The 18,241-nt window shown below is 43.5% G+C and carries 16 protein-coding genes; 2 read left to right on the top strand and 14 right to left on the bottom strand.

What is annotated here, in order from left to right; all coding sequences use genetic code 11:
• Nucleotides 1-5: 5 nt before the first annotated feature.
• The 6 genes from PGQ33_RS04505 to glgX all read right to left on the bottom strand — a co-directional run bounded on the left by PGQ33_RS04505 (nucleotide 6) and on the right by glgX (nucleotide 7,742).
• Nucleotides 6-1,037, bottom strand: coding sequence for an XdhC family protein (locus tag PGQ33_RS04505; protein WP_117555740.1), 1,032 nt, complete (start codon nucleotides 1,035-1,037; stop codon nucleotides 6-8).
• A gap of 10 nt (nucleotides 1,038-1,047) precedes the next feature.
• Nucleotides 1,048-1,320, bottom strand: a complete 273-nt coding sequence (locus tag PGQ33_RS04500; RefSeq protein ID WP_117555738.1) for a hypothetical protein — start codon at nucleotides 1,318-1,320, stop codon at nucleotides 1,048-1,050.
• The gene (locus PGQ33_RS04495; protein ID WP_022220753.1) at nucleotides 1,284-1,628 is read right to left on the bottom strand and encodes a hypothetical protein; all 345 of its coding nucleotides are present in this window, start codon (nucleotides 1,626-1,628) and stop codon (nucleotides 1,284-1,286) included. The genes PGQ33_RS04500 and PGQ33_RS04495 overlap by 37 nt, the downstream gene beginning before the upstream one ends.
• An 18-nt stretch (nucleotides 1,629-1,646) precedes the next feature.
• Nucleotides 1,647-3,137, bottom strand: a complete 1,491-nt coding sequence (thrC, locus tag PGQ33_RS04490) for a threonine synthase (protein ID WP_117555736.1) — start codon at nucleotides 3,135-3,137, stop codon at nucleotides 1,647-1,649.
• Nucleotides 3,138-3,242: 105 nt separating this feature from the next.
• Entirely contained in the window at nucleotides 3,243-5,561 is a 2,319-nt protein-coding gene (locus tag PGQ33_RS04485; protein WP_270205347.1) for a VaFE repeat-containing surface-anchored protein, read from the bottom strand.
• Between the two features lie 96 nt (nucleotides 5,562-5,657).
• A complete protein-coding gene (gene glgX, locus PGQ33_RS04480) occupies nucleotides 5,658-7,742 on the bottom strand; it encodes a glycogen debranching protein GlgX (protein ID WP_270205346.1) in 2,085 nt (694 codons plus the stop codon).
• A 123-nt stretch (nucleotides 7,743-7,865) separates the two neighbouring features.
• Between glgX and PGQ33_RS04475 the strand changes: the two genes are divergently transcribed.
• Nucleotides 7,866-8,762, top strand: coding sequence for a putative ABC transporter permease (locus PGQ33_RS04475; RefSeq protein ID WP_008371868.1), 897 nt, complete (start codon nucleotides 7,866-7,868; stop codon nucleotides 8,760-8,762).
• A 105-nt stretch (nucleotides 8,763-8,867) separates the two neighbouring features.
• Here the strand turns inward: PGQ33_RS04475 and PGQ33_RS04470 are convergent, their stop codons facing one another.
• From PGQ33_RS04470 to pth, 5 genes are all read right to left on the bottom strand, one after another.
• Complete coding sequence (locus tag PGQ33_RS04470; protein ID WP_117555728.1) at nucleotides 8,868-9,701, bottom strand: PHP domain-containing protein; 834 nt, start codon at nucleotides 9,699-9,701, stop codon at nucleotides 8,868-8,870.
• A 152-nt stretch (nucleotides 9,702-9,853) separates the two neighbouring features.
• Nucleotides 9,854-10,567, bottom strand: a complete 714-nt coding sequence (locus tag PGQ33_RS04465; RefSeq protein WP_173686710.1) for a hypothetical protein — start codon at nucleotides 10,565-10,567, stop codon at nucleotides 9,854-9,856.
• Nucleotides 10,568-10,613: 46 nt separating this feature from the next.
• Nucleotides 10,614-11,657, bottom strand: a complete 1,044-nt coding sequence (locus tag PGQ33_RS04460; RefSeq protein WP_270205345.1) for a peptidyl-prolyl cis-trans isomerase — start codon at nucleotides 11,655-11,657, stop codon at nucleotides 10,614-10,616.
• Nucleotides 11,658-11,770: 113 nt separating this feature from the next.
• The gene (gene mfd / locus PGQ33_RS04455) at nucleotides 11,771-15,121 is read right to left on the bottom strand and encodes a transcription-repair coupling factor (protein ID WP_270205344.1); all 3,351 of its coding nucleotides are present in this window, start codon (nucleotides 15,119-15,121) and stop codon (nucleotides 11,771-11,773) included.
• Between the two features lie 16 nt (nucleotides 15,122-15,137).
• Nucleotides 15,138-15,713, bottom strand: coding sequence for an aminoacyl-tRNA hydrolase (pth, locus tag PGQ33_RS04450; RefSeq protein WP_195251599.1), 576 nt, complete (start codon nucleotides 15,711-15,713; stop codon nucleotides 15,138-15,140).
• A gap of 151 nt (nucleotides 15,714-15,864) precedes the next feature.
• On the opposite strand from pth, the gene PGQ33_RS04445 reads away from it, so the two are divergent.
• The gene (locus tag PGQ33_RS04445) at nucleotides 15,865-16,296 is read left to right on the top strand and encodes an FMN-binding protein (protein ID WP_055246492.1); all 432 of its coding nucleotides are present in this window, start codon (nucleotides 15,865-15,867) and stop codon (nucleotides 16,294-16,296) included.
• Nucleotides 16,297-16,318: 22 nt separating this feature from the next.
• On the opposite strand, the gene PGQ33_RS04440 is transcribed toward PGQ33_RS04445, so the two are convergent.
• The 3 genes from PGQ33_RS04440 to sigG form a co-directional block, all read right to left on the bottom strand.
• The gene (locus tag PGQ33_RS04440) at nucleotides 16,319-16,582 is read right to left on the bottom strand and encodes a hypothetical protein (RefSeq protein ID WP_008371877.1); all 264 of its coding nucleotides are present in this window, start codon (nucleotides 16,580-16,582) and stop codon (nucleotides 16,319-16,321) included.
• Nucleotides 16,583-16,631: 49 nt separating this feature from the next.
• A complete protein-coding gene (locus PGQ33_RS04435) occupies nucleotides 16,632-17,282 on the bottom strand; it encodes an HAD family hydrolase (RefSeq protein ID WP_117555718.1) in 651 nt (216 codons plus the stop codon).
• 78 nt (nucleotides 17,283-17,360) lie between these two features.
• Nucleotides 17,361-18,143, bottom strand: coding sequence for an RNA polymerase sporulation sigma factor SigG (gene sigG / locus PGQ33_RS04430; RefSeq protein ID WP_118217550.1), 783 nt, complete (start codon nucleotides 18,141-18,143; stop codon nucleotides 17,361-17,363).
• Nucleotides 18,144-18,241: the final 98 nt, after the last annotated feature.

Genomic DNA, 18,241 nt, shown 5'->3' with positions numbered 1-18,241 from the left:
CTTTCTTAATTCCAGAGTGGTTCCAGTAACACCTCGATCGTACCGCCGCAGACCATGCCTTCTTCCTCCGCATCATCTCCGGTCATATCCACATATTCTGTCTTTAGTCCTGTATTATTTTCATGCATCATGACTCTCGCTTTTCTTAAAACCTCTGCCTCCATACAGCCGCCTCCGATGGTTCCAACACAGCTGCCGTCTTCCAGGATCAGCATCTTGGATCCCACATTTCTTGGTGCAGAACCCTTTCTTGTAATGATCGTTGCAAGCATCTTCTTTCCCGGATGAACGATATCCAGGATTGCTTCCAGCAAGTCTTCCGGATAACCGCAGACTCTCTTGTTCTGATTCTTTACTTCGATGATTTCCGCCATGATCGCCACACCGATCTCCTCCGGTGTCTCAGCACCGATGTTCAGACCAATCGGACTTTTTATCTCGCCGATTACTTCCTGGCTGCATCCTTTTTCAATCAGATTTTGCTTTACCATCGCACTTCTTCGCCGGCTTCCGATCATTCCGATATAAGCATGTTCCTTCCCAACGATCTTCTCCAGACAAACCTGATCATATCTGTGACCTCTGGTCAGTACAACAAAATACGTATCCTTGTCTCCTTCGATCTGATCCAGGGCATCTTCAAACGGCTGGCAGATCACTTCCGTTGCACCCGCATTTCTGGCATGATCGGCAAACTGCGGACGATCTTCAAGAACCGTGACTTTCCATCCAAGCATAATCCCGATTTTGATCACCGGCACCGATACGTGGCCACCGCCACAAATGACCAGATGCTCCTGCCCTCCAATTATATCACAAAACACCTGCTGCTCTCTGATTTCATAAAGTCCACATTTTTTCAAGTCACCTGCTTCTGAAAAATGTGCTGAAAAGAAACCGTTTTCTTTACTTTCCCAGATTATTTTTTTCTCTGCCAAAATTGCTTTTTCTCCGGCTGCGGATCCTTTTGCCACTGTCAAAAGAACGTAATCCCCCGGCTTTGGTAAATCTTTTAATATCTCAAATACATTTTCCATCCAATCTCATCTACCCTACTACATATTTATTCAGTCTGTCAAATGCTTCTTTTAATACGGTTCCATCCTGAAACGGATCGGAATCTTCCGGCATTTCATCTTTCGCATGACATTTTCTTTTATCCCCATCACATTTTCTCTGCCATGCAATACTTTTATTGTAACAAATTTTTCCGCCAAATGAAATAAGAAGGTGCAGCTCTTTTTGTCTGCACCTTCCCTTTTCCTTTATTTTGTGATCTGATTTTAAAAATACTTTGCATTCAGCTTTTTGACTGTCCATGCAAACCATACCAGTACCGCAAGTACCAGTACTAACATCACCCAGAATAATTTTCCTGTACTCTGCACGTAAGTATTATACAGATCTTCTGCGCCGTACAGGATCAGCACAACCGCAAGCACAAGAAGTTTCGGTCCTGCTGCTGCCCTGTATGCTTCCTTATCCTTACACTTCTTTATATTCGTATCTTTTGGTACAAGAATTGATGTATTGATGATTCCTTTGAATTTAAGTTGAAACCATGCATACAGGCTGTACAAGCCCGCCCCAATACCAATGATACCGAAAATTCCTTCCATTCCGTTCATTCTTTTGCCTTCTCCTGTCTATTTTACGCCAAGAATATTCTTAACGGTCTGCTCCATCTGATCCACATCACATTCCGTATTGTGACGGATCTCGGCATTCATGATCTCTTTGATGGCATTCGGAATCTCTGTACCGGATACTTTCTGAAGCTCCTCGATCAGTTTGAAATCATCCTGTCCTTTATACTTCGGATCGATCGCTGACATAACGCTTCCTGCAAATTTGTATGGACTTGCTGTGGATGCTATTACTGTCTTTCTGTCATCTTTACTGTCTTCTCTGTAAGCTTTATACACCGTTGCAGCTACCGCCGTATGGGTATCCATTACATAACCGGTATCTTCGTATATATCATGGATTGTCTTTGCGACCTGCTCTTCTGTCGCATATCCTGCCGCAAAATCAGCCAGGTTTGCTTTCATCTCACCTGTAATCGCGTAACTTCCCTTTGTCTTCAGCTCAGTCATAAGATCCGTATCTTTTCTTGCATCTTCTCCTGAGATCTTGTAGATCAGACGCTCTAAGTTGCTGGAGATCAGAATATCCATGGACGGAGATGTTGTAAGAACAAATTCACGGTTACGGTCATAAGTTCCTGTCTGGAAAAAGTCATAGAGAACTTTGTTCTCATTGGATGCACAGATCAGCTTTGCAATCGGGATTCCCATATTCTTTGCGTAGTATGCAGCCAGAATATTTCCAAAGTTACCGGTCGGTACAACTACATTGATCTCTTCATCTTCCGCAATCTCTTCATTCTGAAGAAGCTTCGCATAAGCATATACATAATATACAACCTGCGGAACCAGACGTCCGATATTGATGGAGTTGGCAGATGAGAACTGGTAGCCTGCTTCATTTAACTCTTTTTCCAGCTCTTTGTTCTCGAACATTGCCTTCACACCGCTCTGTGCGTTGTCAAAGTTACCGTGGATCGCAACAACAGAAGTATTGTCTCCTTTCTGTGTTACCATCTGCAGCTCCTGTACTCGGCTGACTCCGTTCTTCGGATAGAATACGATGATCTTGGTTCCTTCTACATCTGCAAATCCTGCAAGTGCAGCTTTTCCTGTATCCCCGGATGTTGCAGTCAGAATGACAATCTCATTCTTCACCTGATTCTTCTTTGCAGAAGTAGTCAGAAGGTGCGGAAGAATGGAAAGTGCCATATCTTTGAATGCGATCGTTGCTCCGTGGAACAGTTCCAGATAATAAGCATCCTCCACCTTCGCAAGCGGTGCAATCTCTTCGGTATCAAACTTACTGTCGTAAGCCTTTGCGATACAGCTCTTCAGCTCTTCTTCTGTAAAGTCTGTCAGGAATTCCTTCATAACTGTATATGCGATTTCCTGATAGGTCATCTCTTTGAGCTCACCAAGCGACACCGGAAGCTTCGGAATCGAAACCGGTACAAATAATCCGCCGTCATCTGCCAGCCCTTTTAAGATTGCCTGGGAAGCTGTTACTGTCTTTTCTGCATCTCTTGTACTCTTATAAAGTAAATTCATGGTTCTCCACCCTTCTTATTCTTTCTGATTCACTTCAGCAATCTGCTAAAGTATTTTCCTATTTAGCGATTATAGCATAAGAACCTTTCAAGTGCAATGCCATCCTTATCTGCGTTTCCACTTTCGTCCACACATCCGGCTCAGAAGAAAACACAGGAGCAGTGCCCCGGTCAGAATAACACCGATCAGAAATATCAGAATCTTTACATAAGATCCATCTCCGGTTGCAACCGTCTTTGCTTTCTCAGTTTCCTTTGGCTTTTCCGGACTTTCCGGTTTTTCCTCTTCTGCCGGCTTTTCCTTTTTATAGGTTACACTCTGTCCTTCGTCCTCCAGATCTGCGTGCGCTGCAACCAGCTTTTCCTCCAGATACACTTCCTCAAATACAACAACCTGTTCTCCTTTAAGCTTCGTTGCATCAAACGTAAATTCCATCTGAATTTCTCCGAAATCTGTATCCGGGATCAGCTTTTTCTCTGCGGTCACTTCTTTTCCATCCTGAAGAACCGGCTTTTTGGTCTCCTTATCCATTAATGTGCCTTTAACTACATATTCTTTTCCAATCTCCAGATTTTTCCATTTTACCTGATCTATGACCGTTACCTGTTCTGTCCGTTTCCCGTTATGCGTTCCCGTTTCCCGGTCAGATGCTCTTGTCCCGATCTCCGGTACGGGATGTTCATCATTTGTCAGTGTCCCCAGATCAATTACTCGCATTTCCTTTGTTACTTCCACCTCAAACGCAGGAATCAGCATCCGGTCTTCATTATTTTTACAAGACAGTTCTTCCACCAGATACGTTCCGTAAGGAAGCGCTCCTCTTGTATTATCCGGAGTTCCTTCCCCAAACCAGATCCCATCTTCACTTGTCTTCCCCTCATTCGTGTTGACGGTATGTGGATTCCAGTACGCACCGGTCGAAGCCTCCCCGTTTTTGTCCGTCAGGATCACATGGCTCTCCCCAGTTGCCTGCGATGTGATCCGAAATGGGATATCCGCCAGTCTTTTCAAAGTTTTATCTGCCGCTTTCACCAGCTTTAAGTCCCCACGGATGAGCTTTTCCTTTATTTCCACTGGATTCCATATTTTCAGGGCTTTATAGCTTCCATTTTGCTCCGTTCCAGTCCTGATACAATGTGTAACGGTGTCCACCAGATACCCTTCCGGCGCATGCATCTCCCATACCGTAATCGTTCCAAGCGGAAGCTCGTTATTTTCAAAAAACGGATCCCCGCTGATCAGGTGCGCCTCATCCATCCGGACCACACCATCCGCATCCGACTTCAGCTTCCAACTCCTGAGCGGCACCTTCACACCGATCTCATTTTGATTGTCAAAAATGCTATCAAAAAATGCCACATGAAATTCTGCTCCCGCAAGAGAAAGTCCTGCCTGCGCCTGCCCTTTCCCTGTTTCCGCATCCTGCTTCCGGATCAGGATTTCCACCTTTGTCTTTTCCGGTTCATCCTGACACTCATAGGTCACGGTCTGTCCGGCATTCACCGTGATCTGCCGCAGCTTTGTGTCCAGTACATAACCTTTCGGTGCTTTAGTCTCTTTGATGTCATAGGAACCCTCCGGCAGATTTTCTGCCTTCCCGTATCCTTTCTTGTCTGTCCGGATTACGCAGACTGCCTCGGATGTCCCACTTTTACAGACGGTATACTCTGCCCCTTCCAGTGAGTAGAGCTGATTATCAGCCGTAATCTCTGACCTTGCAGAGCTCTTCATGATCTCCAGGCTTCCGTTATGGGTTGTCTTAAAAAGATATATCGTTGATCTGGATTTTGCCACAAGCTGTGAAATCTGATTGCCACTCGACGGGATAGATGCCGAATGCCAGAACCGGTTATCGTTGCTATTATCTCCCCAGAAAAATCCGATATGGCAGTCTGCATCTTCTTCCTCCCAGGAAACCGGCTCAAAATAGATCACATCTCCTTTTTGCGCTTTTCCGCCCGCAAGCAGCTCCTCAATGGTGTTGTAATGATAGGATTCCACGGCATTGTCTGTCATCCAATGAAACCAGTTGCTCGCATTGACCTTGCCGCCACGGAGACTTCCTTTGTCAATTCCTGACAGATCCGCTCCACATTTTTCCAGAACATAAGCGACAAACCCGGTACAGTTCATTGCCCCATTTCCACCGTAGGCTCCGTTCGGACGCATGCAGTTCTCTGCTGTCAGAGGATATCCGCTGTAAGGCGTTCCCAGATAATAACCGTCCTTTTCGTGGTTTTTTAACTCCTCAAGCACTTTTCCCGGCTCTGCTCCTAATTTTTCATCAAGTTTTACAATCGTTTCTTTCTTTGCGATTCTCTCTGCTGAGTTTGCAGATACGACAGGCATACTGCTGCCCGACAATGATACTACCGCCAGAATCACACTTAGTATTCCGGCAAAATGATTCTTTATATATTTCATAAAAGTTTCTCCTTCTGCCTTTTCAGGTCAGAAAAGAGAATATAAAAGACGAGTACCCTTACTATAAAGGAAGAGTACCCGCTTGTCAATAGTATTTTATTGTTGATCTGCCTCCAGAACGATCACACTTCTCGGTCCCACAAGAATTCTTTCCTCCGAAATCCGTACCGGATTCTGATAAATTTCCTGCTTTTTATCTCCAGTATTTGCCGCCACATGCCAACTATATCCGCCCGGAAGTTGTGGAAGTTCTACCCAGACACCTTCCCAGTATGGATTCATCAGAAGATACACACAGTCTTCTTTTGCCATTTTATTATCATATCCGGCAAACATGACTGCCGCCGTCCGGATCTCCGGTCTGGAAAAATCCAGTTTCCACGGCACTTCACCGTGAAAGCTGATCTCCGGAAATCCAAGACTGCTCGCCCCTGCATCTCCTGTGATCGACGGATGCCGTTTCCGAAATGCCGTCATATAAGCACAAAAATCAAATACATCCTGAAACTTTTCTTTTCTTGTCCAGTCCAGCCAGGAAATCTCGTTATCCTGACAGTAGGCATTATTATTCCCGAACTGAGTATTGCCAAACTCATCACCTGCAAGGAACATCGGTGTCCCTCTGCTGCAAAGCAGGACCGCAAAAGCATTTTTCATCATCCGGTGGCGCAGTTCAACAACCATAACCTGATCGGTGTCCCCCTCTGCCCCACAGTTCCAGCTCCGGTTATCGTCACTTCCATCAAGATTTCCCCATCCATTAGCCTCATTATGCTTCTGGTTATACGAATAAAGATCATACAGGGTAAATCCATCATGGCAGGTCAGGAAATTCACAGAAGCATGTTTTCCGCGGATTCTGGTATCATAGATGTCCGGAGAACCGGCAATTCTCTGAAGCGCTGCTCCTGCTGCCCAAAGTCCCCCTTTTAAATATTCCCGCACGTCATCCCGGTATCTTCCGTTCCATTCTGACCATCTGCGGAATGCCGGAAAACTTCCGACCTGATAAAGTCCGCCGGCATCCCACGCCTCCGCGATCAGCTTTGTGTCTGCAAGCAGCGAATCATAGGCAAGATTCTTTACGAGTGGTGGATTTTCCATCGGTGACCCATCCTCATTTCTTCCCAGGATCGAGGCAAGATCAAACCGGAAGCCGTCCACCCGGTACTCTGCCACCCAGTATCGCAGACAATCCTGGATCATTTTGATCACCACCGGATGATTACAATTCACAGTATTTCCACAGCCACTGAAATTATAATATTTTCCATCGGGTGTCAACATATAATAAATCTGATTGTCAAATCCTTTAAACGAAATAAACGGTCCGCATTCATTTCCTTCTGCCGTATGGTTAAACACCACATCCAGGATTACTTCAATCTGGTTATCATGCAGTTCCCGGATCAGTTCTTTTAATTCTACTCCTTCCCGGTTGTATTCCGTTGATGCTGCATAGCTCGTATTCGGCGCAAAAAAGCTGACTGTATTATACCCCCAGTAATCAATCAGTTTCTTTCCATCAACCTCACGGCTCCCCTGCAGTTCATCAAATTCAAAGATCGGCATTAGCTCCACCGCATTAATCCCCAGTGTTTTCAGATAAGGAATTTTTTCTTTGATTCCGGCAAAGGTTCCAGGATGACGGACACTTTTGTCCATCTTCGTGAATCCCCTGACATGCATCTCATAGATGGTCAGTTTTTCCATCGGGATCTTATCCGGCTTTTCACTGCCCCAGAAGAAATTATTCCGGACTACTCTGGCACGATATCCCCCTGTATTTAGTGCTTTTCCCCATACACTCTGTCCGGTAACTGCCTTTGCATACGGATCCAGTAAAATATGCTTTTTATCAAACAGCAGACCTTCCTTTGGTTTCCACGGTCCGTCCAGCCTGTACGCATATTCAAATTCTTCAATATCCAGTCCGAATACCATCATGGAAAATACATCCCCGATCCGGCAGTTTTCCGGGAATGGGATCACCGCATAAGGTTCCGGTTCCTTTCTGTGAAACAGAAGAAGTTCACATGTCACAGCCCCTTTTGAATGCACTGTAAAATTAACTGCCGACTGAAATGCAGTCGCACCCTCATCACGATACAGTCCGGGACAGATTTCAAATCCATTTACATTTTCTGTCGGAACCCATCTTGGCATCATTTCTTCCAGCATTTTACCAGCTCCTTCCATGTCATGTTTTCAGTATAGCACATTTTTCCGTTTACACATCTTTCCTTTCTGTATATAATATAAAGGATTACATATTTTTTTGCAGCAGACTCAAGGAGGTTTTTTATGACTGCACAGCATCTATATTATTTATTTCAGTGCTTCTTTATATATGCCTTTTTAGGCTGGTGTACAGAAGTTGCGTTTGCCGCTTTTAAAGAACGTCGTTTTGTCAACCGTGGATTCTTAAATGGCCCGATCTGTCCGGTATACGGTTTCGGCGTGGTTGCAGTCATTCATTTTCTGACACCGCTTCGTTCCAACCTGCTCCTGCTATATCTCGGAAGTGCTATTCTTGTTACTGCAATCGAATGGCTGACCGGGTTCATTCTCGAAAAGGTTTTCCATAACAAATGGTGGGATTATTCTAATATGCCGCTCAATCTGAATGGATATGTGTGCCTTTTGTTTTCTCTGATCTGGGGAGTGTTCTGTGTTTTCATCGTAGATGTATTCCATCCACTGATTGACACACTGCTCTCACACATTCCTTTCCTTGTCGGTATCATTCTTGTATGTATTCTGGTGATTGCCGGACTTGCCGATCTCTATGTAACAGCATCCGGTATCCTTAAGCTCAACAAACGTCTTGAAAAAATGCAGGCCATTGCAGACGAACTTCATCAGATTTCCGACAAGCTTGGTGAATCAATCTACAAGCGTACCATTACAGCTATGGAAAAACAGGAAGAGTTCAAAGATACTGTATCTGAGAAGCAGGAAGAATTTAAATCTGCTATTTCCGAAAAACAGGAAGCAATTTCAGACACCCTTGCCGATGTTTCTGACGAAGTAAAAGAACGGATTGCTCTTCTTCGCAGAAGCTACCTGGAAAATGTCAAAGCAACTTCTCATATGCAGAAGCGTATCATGAAAGCTTTCCCGAAAATGCAGAGCCGCAACTACAAAGAATCCTTTGAAGATCTTAGAAACAAACTGAAGGAAATGTCTCTCAAAAAATAACAGGTTGTAAAAAATCCATCTGGTTTTCTTTTAAAAAAAGAAATCAGATGGATTTTTTATCTTTAAAATTATGATGTGAGTATCAAAAGTAAATTTTGCCACTCACTAATGTTTCCTCTTGATCTTGTCCAGATACGGAATCTCGATTGGATCGATTGCATCAAGTGGCTGTTCTTTATTGATCTTCTTTTTGCGTGTGTGCTTTTTCAGAAGTGCACCACCCCGGTTATAAAACCAGAAAGAAAAGATCAGAAGTTTATTGAATTTTCCAATTTTGTCTTTTGTCGTCTTCGTGTAATACTCCCCACCGGACTGGATCTCTCCTTTTTCCCTGATCTGCCGGATCAGATCCAGCTCTGTCTCAATCCGTACCGGAAATTCCGTATACCCCATGCCGACGCAGTCCAGCTTATGCGCATCACTTCCTCCGGTTCCCGGTTTTCCATATTTTTCAGCAAGATACTTCGCCCCTTCATTGGACTGTGGTGGCTCACATGCATTGAAAGTCTCTATAAAATCAAATTTTTCAATCAACTCCGGAGATTTCTGCCATCTTTTCGTATTCGTAAAACTCAGATACTTTTCCCCACACGGATGTGCCGGTCCACAGATTCCTCCATTGTGATGCACAAAATCAATCAGCAGCGAAAGCGGAAGCCCTCTCAGCTCCAGAAGGCGCATCTTTACTCCCTGTGGCATAATGATCAGAATGTGCCCCGCATCCAGTGTATCATACTCTATTCCTTTCAATACGACAAAATCTTTGTATTTTCTCCCTTTGATCGTATTCTTCCAGTGCCGATATCCATTATAGGTGTCATGATCTGTAACCAGCATTCCGCCAATGCCTTTAGACTGCAGCTTTTTAATAAATTCTTCAATCGGCACTTTGCTGTCAATTGATCCTTCTCTTACATGACAATGCATATCTATCTTCATATTTTCATCTCCAGATCTTATATCGTTGATACTATTTTTATTATACCTCTTTTTTTATAACGCTGCAAGAAATACCGGTTTCTTCCAGCCATTCCTGATCAGATACAAAAGAGGATGTATCACATTCTGATACATCCTCTCATCCATCTTATCTATTCTTCATCCTCGTCATCATCATCATCATCCAGATCGATCAGCATGGTTCTTGCCATCTCTATTTCTTCTTCTTTTGATGTTTCTTTCTTGATCGCATTTGCTCTTCGAACCTGCTTCTTGTTAATCTCACTTGACTTCATGATAAACTGAATCACGATTCCGATAAATGTAATCCCAATCGAAATGATCCACATGAAAATCACATTTTTCAGACCTGCCAGATCATAGATCATCATTCCTGCTCCAAAACCGCCTGCTAATGCCGTCGCAATAATCACAAACGGTTCAAACCAGATCATCGCAAGGATTGCGAAAATCAGTCCGACTGCTCCGCAGACTGCCAGCATGATCCAGTTTCCCGCATTTGTAATCGCAAGCACTGTGCCAGCCATTCCCAGAAAGCATACCCAGAAAGCTCCGAATTTCTTAAATACACTGTTCAGTATTGCAAAAACCAAACCCGCAACTCCGGCTGCGATCAGTACCGGAACAACTTCCAGTCCCATAAGATATGTCACGGCAAATCCAAGCAATGCCCCTGCAACAAATCCAATCACTGCATTCCAGACACGGATCAGCTTCAAACCTAAAATTCCAATGAAAACTGATATAACAATTGATACCGCCGAAACAATCACGGCTTCTTTTCCTGCTATAAATACCGCACTGTTTCCCATGATATCCTTCAATACTATACCTATTGATTCCATCCTAATCTCTCCTCCTGTCGTACTTTCCTGTTGTTAAGTCAGACGCTTATTTTGATGAAGAGTCTGAAGATGTATCTGTATCTTCGGTCGTGCTCTTAACCGTTACGCCCTGATCAGCAAAACTGATCGTATTCCATACTTTTTTATGTACTTTAATATCCGTTTTCTTTTTCCATTTCTTACAAATTGACTGATACTGGTCACTCTTTCTCTGTGATACAATGGACTCTTTCTTGGTATCCGTTGCATCACGGTCAAGAAGGCTGACTACTTTTGCAACATAATAGCCATTGTCTGCTTCGATCACGTCTGTTACTTCGCCTTCTTTTAACTTATCAGCAGCTTTGATCAGATCTTCGTTTGGCGATGTCGTATCCGAGTCAAATGTCAGATCGGTGGCTGATGCACCTACTGCTGTTGCAAATACAGAAAAATCTTCTGCCGAAGCCGCATCTTTCTGGAAATCTTCTGCTTTCTTTTTCACTTCTGCTTTTTCGTCATCTGACATATCTGTCGATTTTCCATCACTGCCCGTTGTCTTTGTAGAGAACAGCACATACTGCATTTTCTTCTGTGCTGCTTCCTCATCGGATACATTCGTATCTACATCCGCAGTCATGGCAGTTTCCATCTTCTTCTGAAGTGTCAGAAGTTCCAGTACTTTCTTTACCGTCTTTTCATCGCCCGATACTGCATCTTTTGCAGAACTGTCATTGCTGTCAGTAAATTTCTTCGCAGCATCCTCGATGCTTTTTTCCTCATCATCACTTAGCGAAACTTTATAATCATCCTTGTGCTCATCCAGAATATACATTTCTTCCAGAGAATCCATGATTGAATCCTTATAATTCTCTTCGTAAGTCTTTCCGTCTGTAACTTCTTTTCCCCAAAAATCATCTCCCAGATAACTGCTATATGTTGTTTCAAACTGCGCCTGCTGATATCTTGCAAAAAAGTTCGCCACATCTGCAGTCACTTTCTCATCTCCGACTTCTACCACTGTATCCTGTCCGTTAAACTTGCTTCCACATCCGTTTAAAGATGCAATGCAGGCAACTGCCAGTATACAGGCAACCACTCTTTTTTTCATTTATAAAATTTCCTCCTTGATCTTCTCTCCATTGTACACACTTCTTCACTATGCACTCGTATAGTATATCTTTTTTTTACCTTACTGGCAATCTTTTTCATAAAAAATACACATTATTCTTCGACAAGTCCCTGTATATCTTCGACAATTTTTCCTACATTTTCAAGAATGTGCTCTGCTTTTTCTTTTTTATTTTTCCGAAGTTTACAATAAATAAAATATGGATTTTCTGCATCTGTCTTAAATGTCAGTTCTCCCTTATATTTTGCCAGCAGTTCCGGAATCTTTGCTACATTTACCCTTGCCTTCTCATACATGGTAAATTTGTATTCATCGCCTTTTTGCTCTACCGAAATTACATAAGCCGCATGTGCTTTCGCCTTCAGCTGCGCGATCATCAGAAGCTGCTGCACCTTGCGTGGCGGATCGCCGAAACGGTCAATCAGTTCTTCTAGCATATCTTCCTGTTCTTCTTCTGTCTCAATTGCTGCGATCCGTTTATAGATATCCAGTTTCTGATACTCATTCGGAATATAAGATGCCGGAATATAAGCATCAATATTCAGATCCACGGTTGTCGCATAGGTTTCTTCCGGGATCTCTCCCTTCAGGTGACGGACTGCCTCACTTAACATCTTACAGTAAAGATCGTATCCCACTGCATCCATATGTCCATGCTGTTCCTCCCCAAGCAGGTTTCCTGCCCCACGGATTTCCAGATCCCGCATGGCGATTTTTACACCAGATCCAAGATCTGTAAACTCACGAATTGCCGAAAGACGTTTTTCTGCAACCTCCCGGAGCATTTTGTCTCTTCTGTACAAAAGAAATGCATATGCCATACGGTTCGATCTTCCAACTCTTCCACGTAGCTGATAAAGCTGGGAGAGCCCCATCCGATCTGCATCATGGATGATCATGGTATTGGCATTGGAAATGTCAAGACCGGTCTCGATGATCGTCGTCGATACCAGAACATCAATTTCTCCATTGATGAAATCGTACATAATATCTTCTAACTTGTGTTCCCGCATCTGCCCGTGTGCATATGCCACATTTGCATCCGGCACAAGTTTCTGGATCTTCGCTGCCATTTCAGCTATATCCTGGACACGGTTATAGACATAGTACACCTGTCCCTGGCGGGAAATTTCTCTTTCGATTGCCTCCCGGACCATCTCATCATTCTCCTCCATCACATAGGTCTGGATCGGCATCCGGTCAACTGGTGCTTCTTCCAGCACACTCATGTCACGGATCCCGATCAGACTCATATGAAGCGTTCGGGGAATCGGTGTTGCCGTAAGTGTCAGAACATCAATATTTTCCTTCAGCTTTTTGATCTTTTCTTTATGCTGTACTCCAAAACGCTGTTCCTCATCAATGATCAGAAGTCCCAGATCTTTAAATGCCACATCCTTACTCAATACCCGGTGGGTTCCGATGATGATATCAACCTGTCCCTTTTTCAAATCTTCGATCGTTTTTTTCTGTTGTGCAGGTGTGCGGAAACGGCATAACAGATCCACCCTTACCGGAAATTCTTTCATCCGTTGCACAAAAGTGTTGTAATGCTGCTGTGCAAGAATCGTAGTAGGGACCAGATAGACAACCTGCTTGTTCTCCTGCACTGCCTTGAATGCTGCCCGGATTGCAATCTCTGTCTTTCCAAATCCCACATCCCCACAGATCAGACGATCCATGATCTTTGGACTTTCCATATCCCGTTTTGTTGCCTCGATTGCAAGCTGTTGATCCTCCGTTTCCTCAAACGGAAACATTTCTTCAAATTCTTTCTGCCAGACCGTGTCCTTTTCATAGACAAATCCTTCTTTGGACTGCCGTACTGCATAGAGTTCCACCAGATCTTTGGCGATCTGCCAGACTGCTGTCTTTACCTTGCTCTTCGTGCGATGCCATTCCTGTCCTCCAAGTTTGTTAAGTTTCGGCTTTTTAGCATCTGCACTGGCATACTTCTGGATCTGGTCAAGCTGTGTGGCAAGAATATAAAGATTTCCACCATCAGCATACGAAATCTTCATATAATCCTTTGTCACCTTATCAACTTCTATCTTTTCAATTCCCCGGTAGATTCCAAGTCCATGATTCTCATGCACTACATAGTCTCCCGGTTTCAGATCCGAAAAGCTGCTTATTTTCTGTCCATCATAACTTTTTCGTTTCTTTTTCTTCTTTGTCTTGCCAAAAATATCTGACTCAGATATGACAATAAATTTAATCATCGGGTACTCGTATCCGACTTCTATATGCCCGTAGCATACCATGATCTCCCCTGGATTCACTTCACGTTCCTGATCCTCACTGTAAAAACTGCTCAGATCATAATCACGTAGATCCTCTGCCAGACGTTTTGCCCTTGTTCTGGACCCAGAAATCAGAACCGCCCGGTATCCGTTCCTTTTCAGTCTTTTGAGATCCTGTGTCAGCATCTCAAAGCTGCTATTATACGGGTTAACGCTTTTTGCCTGGATCCCAAACCGCTTTTTCACAAAAAATGGCTTACATTTCATTTCCAGAGCACACATCCCGATCATACAGAATTTGTTCAGAAATTTTATAATTTCATCAGTCGTAAAAAATTCCGGAGCTTCTTCCATTTCCCCGGTCCTTTCCATTTCTTCTGCACGGTTCTCTCTCGCTTTTTCCACTTCATTTTCTGCCAGACGCCCTTTTTCCAGAAGCCTTGCTGGTTCATCCAGGAACACCAGTGTGTCCTTCGGATCAAAGTAGTTGATAAAAGAAACTTTCCGGTCACTTCCCAGTCTGTCATCTGCCGGATAAATAACGATCTGTTCCAGATTCTCTACAGATCTCTGGCTGTCCACGTCAAAAGTCCGTATTGAATCCACTTCATCTCCCCAGAATTCAATACGGATCGGCAATTCCTCGGTAAGTGGGTAAATATCAATGATTCCACCACGAACTGCAAACTGCCCCGGACCATCCACCTGGGCTTCCCTGTCATATCCAAGTTTTATGATCTTCTCCTTCAGCGATTCAAATTCCAGCGCCTCCCCATTGGAAATGGTCAGAATGTCCCCTTTTATTTCTGCTTCCGATGGCAGTTCATCCATGAATCCGTCAATCGTTGTAATGACCGTAACCTGGCTTTTTGCCTCCATCATCATCTGCAAGGTTTCCATCCGCTGTTTGACCAGCTGTTTTCCGTGGATATCTGCCTGATAAAAAAGGAGATCCTTTGCCGGATAATAGCTGGTATTTTCATTTAAAAAACGATATTCTTCGTATAATTTTTTTGCTTTATCTTCACTGGAAAGAACGATCAATGTATGCCCATAACCTTTTCCAAGCGCATACATCAAATGCGTTTTCTGTGATGTCACACACCCGGAAAGAAGCAGCATGCCCGGTTCCCGTCCACGCTCTTCACAGATTTCTTCAATCTCTGCCAGTTCAGATAAAGGAGCCGTAAGTGCATGCATCGCTTTTTGCCTCCTCTTATTCTTTCTTTTTCTGGTTATATTCGTTCATTGCCTGATCGATTGCTCCCTGCATGATCAGAGCAGAAGCTTCACAGGCAAGATCATATCCTTCTTCCATAAGTACACGGTCCTCTTTGGAAAATTTTCCAAGAACATAATCAGCAAGATCATATCCTTTCGGTTTTTCTCCCACACCTACCTTGATCCGTGGAAACACACTGGTTCCAAGATTGGCAATGATATTTTTGATTCCGTTATGTCCACCGGCACTTCCTTTTCTGCGGATCCTGAGTTGTCCGACTTCCAGACTGATATCATCATAAATTACAAGAAGTTCTTCTTCCGGATCGATCTTGTAATATTCCACCAGACTACGGATACTCTCTCCACTCAGGTTCATATAAGTCTGCGGCTTCACAAGAAGCACTTTCTGTCCCTCGATCACTCCTTTTCCGATGAGGGCACGGTGTTTTTTAGTATCGACTGCTATCTGGTATTTCTCCGCCAGGCGGTCCACCACATCAAATCCAACATTATGTCTTGTCCCCTGATACTTTTCATCCGGGTTTCCAAGTCCTGCAATTATAAACATTCTATTCACCTCTGCTTTTTCTCTTTCCTGATTCTACTAAATCCTTTCTCTTTTGTCACGCATTTCTCATGCATAAACTATTTTTTCTTTTCATATAGTTTATTAAGCGGCATAACCTGCCGAAATTCCATACTGCCTAAGGAGGTTCTTTATGAATTCCAAAACAAAAATCATCGTACTTCACATGAAAGAAATTATCTATACTGTTATTTTTGCCACTTTAGGTATTCTCATCCTCTGCCTTTTATTCTTTATGTTCTCCGGAGACCGGCATTCCTCTGTATCCGACAAAAAATATACTCCCGGCGTTTATACCTCTTCTTTTACACTCGGAAATGAAGATCTGGAACTGGAAGTTTCTGTCTCTGACACCTCTATCAATTCCATCCGCATTTCCAATCTAAGTGAGACGGTAACTGCCATGTATCCTCTTCTTCAGCCATCTCTTGAGAATCTGGCTGACCAGATCTGTAAATCCCAGTCCCTTGATCATCTTACACTTTCAAGTGACAGTCCCTATACTTCTCAGCTTCTTCTCAACACCATCCGTGATGCGCTCAAAAAAGCTGCGGCAACCAACTGATGCCGCAGCTCTTTTCCTTTTATTAACCTTCCACGATCAGATACTGTCCGTTCGGAAGTGCGAATACTTCTGAAGCCTCTTCCAGCTCTTCATCACTCATACCACTGATGTCCGCTCCGCTTTCATCCAGATAATCTCTCACATCCTTGATAGAATCTACAACAACCGCCATACAGTCTTCCAAAAACGCTTCTGCCTCTTCCAGTGTCTCTGCAACCGGCTCATCAAAAAGCTGTGACTGCATATTCAGGAATGTCTGCAGACATTCTTCATCATACTCATACATACAGGCAACCCTCCCTTATCTTTCTCACAGAAAAATTTTCTCATCTGAACTATAAATAGTTAAGCAATTCTTCAGCATGTGCAATTGTTGCATCTGCTCCTGTCTCCACAAGAAGTTCTTTGGTCCGGAATCCCCATTCTGCTCCGACTGTAAACATACCGGCAGCTTTCCCTGTCTTCATATCTACATCCGAGTCTCCTATGTATATTCCTTCTTCCGGTGATACCCCTAATTTATCAAGTATCCACAGAAGCCCTTCCGGATCCGGTTTCTTCGGAAATTCACCCGACTGCCCCTGAATATGGTCAAAATATCCTTTTCCAAATGTACTTTCCACTACATCGATCGCCTGCAAATGTGGTTTGTTGGAAAATACTGCAATCTTTATTCCCTTCTTCTTCAGTGAATCTAACATCTGAACAACGCCATCATAAGGACGTACATGGTACATACAATTTTCTCCAAAGATTCTGCTGTACACTTCCATACCTTCTTCAATCCTCTTAAGCTCTGTGTCTCCGGACGCACGAAGTGCACGTTCCATAAGGCATCTGGCTCCATCCCCAACGAAGCTTCGGCACTGGTCTTTGGTAATCGTCTCAAGTCCCATTTCTTCTAACGTCTTATTCGTTGAATAAGTCAGCGAATCCAGCGTATTTGTCAAAGTTCCATCCAAGTCAAAAATACACGCTTTATACATTGCTGTTCTCCTGTTCTTCTGTTCTATGATTATAATAGTATGAACCTTGACAAATTTCAACTGGAAATCTCTATTTTTCTATTCACTTCGCAGATATTGTCGCATAGCCCTGAGTGCATTCTTTTCCAGGCGGCTTACCTGTGCCTGTGAGATTCCGATTTCTTCTGCTACCTCCATCTGCGTTTTTCCTTCAAAAAAACGAAGTCTGATAATATGCTTCTCCCTTTTTCCGAGTCGGTCCATTGCCGCCTGAAGGGACAGCTTCTCCACCCATCTGTCTTCTTTGTTCCTTTTGTCACTGATCTGGTCCATCACATACATAGCATCTCCATTGTCATTATATACCGGCTCATTTAAGCTGACCGGCATCTGGATCGCATCCAGCGCATAGACGATCTCTTCCTTTGCGATCCCGATTTCCTCTGCAATTTCCTGAACAGTAGGTTCTTTCTGGTTTACTTTGACATAATTTTCTTTCGCGTAAATGGCTTTATATGCCGTATCACGAAGTGACCTGCTAACACGGATCGAATTATTGTCCCGAATGAACCGCCGGATTTCTCCAATGATCATCGGTACCGCATAAGTTGAAAATTTTACTTCCAGCTCCGGATTGAAATTATTGATTGCCTTGATCAGTCCGATGCACCCGATCTGAAACAGATCATCCGGATTTTCACTGCTTCCCGAAAAGCGTTTGATCACACTGAGTACCAGACGCAGATTTCCTTTGATATACTGTTCTTTTGCCTCCTCATCCCCCGCTTTGATCTTCTCAAAAAGCACCTCTTTTTCCCCGTCGCTAAGCAGGGGAAGCTTTGCTGTATTTACACCACAGATTTCTACTTTATTAAGTACCATCTCAATAAACCTCCAAATCTTTACTGGTATAAATTTTTCTCAAAACTGTTTTTATTTATTCGATTCCCACTAAAATATTAAAAATATCGCTCCTTGAC

The sequence above is a fragment of the Coprococcus sp. AM100_B19A genome, from assembly GCF_027662015.1.
Classification (GTDB): Bacteria; Bacillota; Clostridia; order Lachnospirales; family Lachnospiraceae; genus Allocoprococcus; species Allocoprococcus comes.
The sequence above is the reverse complement of the archived record's forward strand: the minus strand, read 5'-3'. Positions and strand labels throughout refer to the sequence as shown.

Bases quoted from the DNA above. Each gene is read 5' to 3' on its own strand.
- PGQ33_RS04505 (WP_117555740.1), bottom strand. From the start codon at position 1,037: ATGGAAAATGTATTTGAGATATTAAAAGATTTACCAAAGCCGGGGGAT.
- PGQ33_RS04500 (WP_117555738.1), bottom strand. From the start codon at position 1,320: ATGGACAGTCAAAAAGCTGAATGCAAAGTATTTTTAAAATCAGATCAC.
- PGQ33_RS04495 (WP_022220753.1), bottom strand. From the start codon at position 1,628: ATGAACGGAATGGAAGGAATTTTCGGTATCATTGGTATTGGGGCGGGC.
- thrC (WP_117555736.1), bottom strand. From the start codon at position 3,137: ATGAATTTACTTTATAAGAGTACAAGAGATGCAGAAAAGACAGTAACA.
- PGQ33_RS04485 (WP_270205347.1), bottom strand. From the start codon at position 5,561: ATGAAATATATAAAGAATCATTTTGCCGGAATACTAAGTGTGATTCTG.
- glgX (WP_270205346.1), bottom strand. From the start codon at position 7,742: ATGCTGGAAGAAATGATGCCAAGATGGGTTCCGACAGAAAATGTAAAT.
- PGQ33_RS04475 (WP_008371868.1), top strand. From the start codon at position 7,866: ATGACTGCACAGCATCTATATTATTTATTTCAGTGCTTCTTTATATAT.
- PGQ33_RS04470 (WP_117555728.1), bottom strand. From the start codon at position 9,701: ATGAAGATAGATATGCATTGTCATGTAAGAGAAGGATCAATTGACAGC.
- PGQ33_RS04465 (WP_173686710.1), bottom strand. From the start codon at position 10,567: ATGGAATCAATAGGTATAGTATTGAAGGATATCATGGGAAACAGTGCG.
- PGQ33_RS04460 (WP_270205345.1), bottom strand. From the start codon at position 11,657: ATGAAAAAAAGAGTGGTTGCCTGTATACTGGCAGTTGCCTGCATTGCA.
- mfd (WP_270205344.1), bottom strand. From the start codon at position 15,121: ATGCATGCACTTACGGCTCCTTTATCTGAACTGGCAGAGATTGAAGAA.
- pth (WP_195251599.1), bottom strand. From the start codon at position 15,713: ATGTTTATAATTGCAGGACTTGGAAACCCGGATGAAAAGTATCAGGGG.
- PGQ33_RS04445 (WP_055246492.1), top strand. From the start codon at position 15,865: ATGAATTCCAAAACAAAAATCATCGTACTTCACATGAAAGAAATTATC.
- PGQ33_RS04440 (WP_008371877.1), bottom strand. From the start codon at position 16,582: ATGTATGAGTATGATGAAGAATGTCTGCAGACATTCCTGAATATGCAG.
- PGQ33_RS04435 (WP_117555718.1), bottom strand. From the start codon at position 17,282: ATGTATAAAGCGTGTATTTTTGACTTGGATGGAACTTTGACAAATACG.
- sigG (WP_118217550.1), bottom strand. From the start codon at position 18,143: ATGGTACTTAATAAAGTAGAAATCTGTGGTGTAAATACAGCAAAGCTT.